Source organism: Blautia intestinihominis (assembly GCF_040096655.1).
Classification (GTDB): Bacteria; Bacillota; Clostridia; order Lachnospirales; family Lachnospiraceae; genus Blautia_A; species Blautia_A intestinihominis.
In genome coordinates this window covers 1-4,826 of record NZ_JBBMEI010000128.1, presented here as the reverse complement: position 1 = coordinate 4,826, position 4,826 = coordinate 1, and the positions used below count along the sequence as shown (strand labels likewise).

Sequence of the window (4,826 nt, the reverse complement as noted above, 5' to 3'; positions counted from 1 at the left end):
GCCAAGAAGGGGGGAGTCTGAGGGGGGAACTTCGGCCTTCGCAGACTCCGAGATACTTTCCCCCCTCAGGGGTTTTTCACTTCTGCGAAGTCATAAACTCATAAACATCTTTAGAAATCTTCGCAATAGTATTTTGCGCATCCGCATTACTTTTAACATCATTGGAAAGCACCGCAATCACATAAGGGTGCGTGGCATCGAAAACAATAGCAATATCGTTTTCAACCACTCCCAGCTTTGCGTCAGAAAGCTCCCCCGTCTTATTCGCCGTCTCAATCCCATCCGGCACCCCAACCGGGATCTTCGTCTTCACAGTCTGCCCCTTCAGCAATTCCAGCATATCGGAATCCGCCTTCTCATTAACAAGCGTTCCATTATAAATATCCGACAAAAGCCGACAACAATCCGAAGCACTCACATAATTATCATCCGTCGGTTCATTCGCAAGGAACTCCCTCCCAAGATGAGTACTGGTATACTCCCTCTCCTGACAAAATTCATTAACCACAGCCGCCCCCGCAGCAAAATCCCCATTTCCAAGCTGTCTCACCAGCTCATTTGCCGCATCATTATCACTAACCGTGATCATCTTCGTAAGCAGCGGCTTCAACGTCTTCTCATACTCCTCAGAAGCCGTATCCGCTCCATTCGGATAAACCATCTTATCATAAACCGCCGCCATAATAAACGCCTTAATAACACTCGCAGACTTCATCGCCTTCTCCGCATTCACCGTACTATACGCCTGCGTAGAAAGATCCATCACAGAAACAGCCCAGCTTTCACCCTTCTTTTCCTGCACATCCACATAATCTTTTTCAATCTTATCTGTAAGTGCAGAAAGATGCTTCCCGATCGCAACCGTATCCGGTGCAACAATACTGAAATACTCATCAATACCATCCGCGACTGCCTTCGCCATCGTCTCATGATTTGCAGAATTGGTGATATACAGATCATCATTCTGATTACTCATAAATCCCATCTCAAGGATCGCAACAGGAACAGTACTCCAGTTGGTTCCTGTCATATTATCAGAAGAGATCACCCCAAGATTTCCAAGCCCGGTCGCATCACAGTAATGATTGATGATACAGCTTGCAAGCGTATTACTTTTCTCAATGATATCCTGATCCAGATACTGATTGGAAGAAGTAGGAGCCATCGTAAGCGCACCGGAAGAAGCAGAACTGTTATCGCCATTTGCATGGATACGCACCGTGATATCAGCACCTTTTTCCGTAGCAAGTTCCGCGCGTTCCTTGTTGCTGATAGCCGTGTCGTTATCCTCACGGGTCATAATAACATTATACCCACGTGAGATCAGCTCTTTCTGGAGTACAAGAGAAACTTCCAGATTCACTTCATATTCTGGAACTTTGGAAAAATTTCCGCTGGTTCCTGTCGTAGCTTTGTTTTTCGTCTGGGAAGATCCAGGAGCCATTGGTTCCTGTGCGCTCATATCCACCCAGGATCCCTGATGCCCGGCATCCACACAGACCGTGAAATTTCCCTGATTGGAAGTTTTGCTGTTTTCGGTGTTGGCAGCAGACCAGTCCATGCCAGATGAGGAATCAGAAGAACTGATAGTACCCTCTTCTTCCTGCGCGTCAGTTTCATCTGTCGTTTCATCCTCTGTTTCAGATGACTGTTCAGAAGAAGACGGCGGTTTGATCATGGCCTGTCCTTCCTCACTTTCATAGGTGGTTTCCGAAGAAGCCGAAACGACTGCCGGTGAAACAAAGATCAGGCTGCCAAGCAGCAGTGCTGTCAAAAATTTTTTCATAAAGTACCTCCTGAAAACTGTTTTTTGTATATAAAAATTACAAATTTGCGAAACACTCTGCTATAATAAATATATACAGAGAGCAGAATTGATTTTCAAAAACTGCCGCTTTTATGATAAGCTATAATCAGTATTTTGGCAAGATACGAAGTAAGGTATAAGTTACCGTAAATGGTAACAAATTTCTTGCAACTGTTATACAAAAAACTTATAATAAAAGTATCTGAAAATAAGGAAGAGAGAAAATGAAAAATAAGACTTTAACCAGAATCGCAGTAAGCAGTTTGATTACAGCATGTCTGATGGTGCAGCCGTGTTATGCGGCAGAAGCCACAGCAGAGACACAGACAACGGAGGAATCCGATCATCATCCGGAACCGGCACCGGATGAAACAGCTACAGTCCAGGAGGGACAGGGAACCCTGTCACCGCCGTCAGAGTCAGAGGGAGGAAGCGTATTTGGAAGTTCTGCATCATCAGAGACAGCCGGGACTGATGAGAAACTTCAGAGCGTTTTGTCAAGTCTTGCACTTCCGTCAGGAAATGGAACCTGGTCCGTATATGTATGTGACCTGGAGAAAAATACCGAAGGAGCCATCCAGGATGCCAGAATGCAGGCAGCAAGTCTGATCAAGCTTTATATCATGGGAGCTGTTTATGAGAATTATGACAGTATTGTGGGACAGTATGGACAGTCCAGCGTAGATTCCAACCTGAATTCCATGATAACAGTCAGTGATAATGATGCGGCAAACACACTGGTAAGTTATCTGGGAGGCGGAGACAGCAGTGCAGGAATGAATGTAGTTAATAATTTCTGCAGTGATAAGGGATATTCCAGCACACATATGGGAAGACTTCTCCTCGCAAGCAATCAGTACGATGACAATTATACCTCTGTTTCAGACTGCGGACACTTCCTCAAGGAAGTTTACGATGGAAATCAGCAGTCTGATGCACACGCACAGGCAGAATTTGCATTACTTGCAGCACAGAGCAGGAGAAACAAGATCCCGGCACAGATGCCGTCAGGCGTCAGCGTTGCAAACAAGACAGGAGAACTTTCGGATGTCGAGAATGATGCAGGAATCATCTACAATGACCTGAATGACCTGATCATTGTATTTATGTCAGAGAATGTTCCACAGCCGGGGGCAGCTCAGAGTACGATCGCATCTCTGAGCAGACAGATCTATGATTCTTACAATTCCTGAGAGAATTGTAAAAAATAATATTCCCAAAGGAGGGCATCACTATGAAAGAAAAATCAACATTTTTAAAATGGACAGCACTTTTTGTACTTGTTTTCACTTTATCCCTGCCATTAACAGCAAAGGAAAGCTTTGCAGGAACCATGTACACAGTCAGCGTAAGCAAGGGATATCTTGCACTGCGTACCGCCAAGGCATACGATGATAAGAATGAGATCGGAGAGCTTTACACAGGAGATACCGTAGAAGTTACAGATACCAGCGACAGCACTTACTGGTATGTATATTCTGCAAAACTGAATAAATCCGGCTATGTAAACCGCAATTATCTGGTTGGCGGCGGAAGCAGCACAGGAGGAAGCAATTACACAGTCAGTGTAAGCAAGGGATATCTCGCACTTCGTACAGCCAAGGCATACGATGATAAGAATGAAATCGGAGAGCTTTACAGCGGAGATACTGTACAGGTACAGGATACCAGCGACAGCACCTACTGGTACGTATATTCCCCGAAGCTTAACAAATCCGGCTATGTAAACCGCAACTATCTGGTTGGCGGTGGAACAGCAAACACAGGCGGAGCCAGCTATACCGTCAGCGTAAGCAAAGGATACCTCGCGCTTCGTACCGCCAAGGCATACGATGATAAGAACGAGATCGGAGAACTTTACAGCGGAGATACCGTACAGGTACAGGATTCAAGCGACAGTACCTACTGGTATGTATATTCTCCGAAGCTTAACAAATCCGGCTACGTAAACCGCAACTATCTCGTAGGCGCAGGCAGCAGCACTCCTTCTGTAGTAACCAAGACCGTCAGTGTAAGCAAAGGATATCTTGCACTTCGTACCGCCAAGGCATACGATGACAGCAATGAGATCGGAGAGCTTTACAGCGGAGACACCGTGCAGGTACAGGATACCAGCGACAGCACCTACTGGTATGTATATGCACCGAAACTGAACAAATCCGGCTATGTAAACAAGAATTATTTATACTAAATAACAAAAGAGGTTCCCGTCACACTGCGGCGGGAACCTCTTTTTATTTGAGTGAAATCATTTCTTTTTCTTTGGGTCATTCTCTCGAAGACTGTCGATCATCTGCTCGATGATCGTTTTTTTCATGTAGACATCAAAACTGAGCAGGCAGATGAAAGAGAATAATTTCAGGAAATCCTGCTCATCCTCCGGAGCATCCGTAAACGTATTCTGAGCAGTCTGATAATTCTTCAGAAGCTCCTTCTTGAGAACTTCAATCTGTTCTTTCTCCATGCTGAAAACTTCCTCATAGATAGAAGTCAGATCCAGCTTCTCCTGAGATTTAAAATATTTATCCGTGATCGGATTCAGAAGAGTCTGAATATCATTGATAGAAAGAATGTTCTTGAAGTAGTAAATAAAGATCAGAACCAGCAGATGCTCTTTGGAATAACGCTTCTTCACCGGTGACGGAAGAAGATTATTCTTGGCATAGTTATTGATCATGGTCTTGGTGAGAATCTTGTCTTCCTGATATCGCTTGGAATGTGCAAGCTGCTCTTCCATGAAAGTCGTTACCTGATCCATATAAAGATCAATATTCGGAATATCCTCGGGTTTAATATATCCAATTCCGGAAACCCAGTCCAGAATATGTCTGATCATCGCCTCATTATTTGTTGACATAAATACCACTTTCCTCTCTCTTATGCCCCTTATTATATAGTTTTAAATACTACTTGTAAACATTTTTCTAAAGGAATTTGTTATTTGTTACTGTTCAAGGGTTAGCTGGACTTAAGAAGACCGATGGTGTAAACTGGTAATAGTTAGAGCCATCGGTCTTCT

4 protein-coding genes are annotated in these 4,826 nt (G+C 44.2%); 2 read left to right on the top strand and 2 right to left on the bottom strand.

Annotated elements, in window-relative coordinates:
* Positions 1 to 76: 76 nt before the first annotated feature.
* Entirely contained in the window at positions 77 to 1,786 is a 1,710-nt protein-coding gene (locus WMO75_RS18795) for a serine hydrolase (RefSeq protein WP_227222197.1), read from the bottom strand.
* Positions 1,787 to 2,031: 245 nt separating this feature from the next.
* Between WMO75_RS18795 and WMO75_RS18790 the strand changes: the two genes are divergently transcribed.
* Both WMO75_RS18790 and WMO75_RS18785 read left to right on the top strand, forming a co-directional pair.
* Positions 2,032 to 3,000: a serine hydrolase gene (locus WMO75_RS18790; protein ID WP_022213200.1), complete on the top strand. Its 969-nt coding sequence runs from the start codon at positions 2,032 to 2,034 to the stop codon at positions 2,998 to 3,000.
* Between the two features lie 41 nt (positions 3,001 to 3,041).
* Positions 3,042 to 3,998 carry an SH3 domain-containing protein gene (locus tag WMO75_RS18785; protein WP_227222195.1) on the top strand — a complete coding sequence of 319 codons (957 nt, stop codon included), beginning with the start codon at positions 3,042 to 3,044 and terminating at the stop codon, positions 3,996 to 3,998.
* A 57-nt stretch (positions 3,999 to 4,055) separates the two neighbouring features.
* Here the strand turns inward: WMO75_RS18785 and WMO75_RS18780 are convergent, their stop codons facing one another.
* Complete coding sequence (locus tag WMO75_RS18780) at positions 4,056 to 4,664, bottom strand: DUF1836 domain-containing protein (RefSeq protein ID WP_118252074.1); 609 nt, start codon at positions 4,662 to 4,664, stop codon at positions 4,056 to 4,058.
* Positions 4,665 to 4,826: the final 162 nt, after the last annotated feature.

Excerpts from the sequence above, each read along its gene's own strand:
- WMO75_RS18795 (WP_227222197.1), bottom strand. The coding sequence starts at position 1,786 with ATGAAAAAATTTTTGACAGCACTGCTGCTTGGCAGCCTGATCTTTGTT.
- WMO75_RS18790 (WP_022213200.1), top strand. The coding sequence starts at position 2,032 with ATGAAAAATAAGACTTTAACCAGAATCGCAGTAAGCAGTTTGATTACA.
- WMO75_RS18785 (WP_227222195.1), top strand. The coding sequence starts at position 3,042 with ATGAAAGAAAAATCAACATTTTTAAAATGGACAGCACTTTTTGTACTT.
- WMO75_RS18780 (WP_118252074.1), bottom strand. The coding sequence starts at position 4,664 with ATGTCAACAAATAATGAGGCGATGATCAGACATATTCTGGACTGGGTT.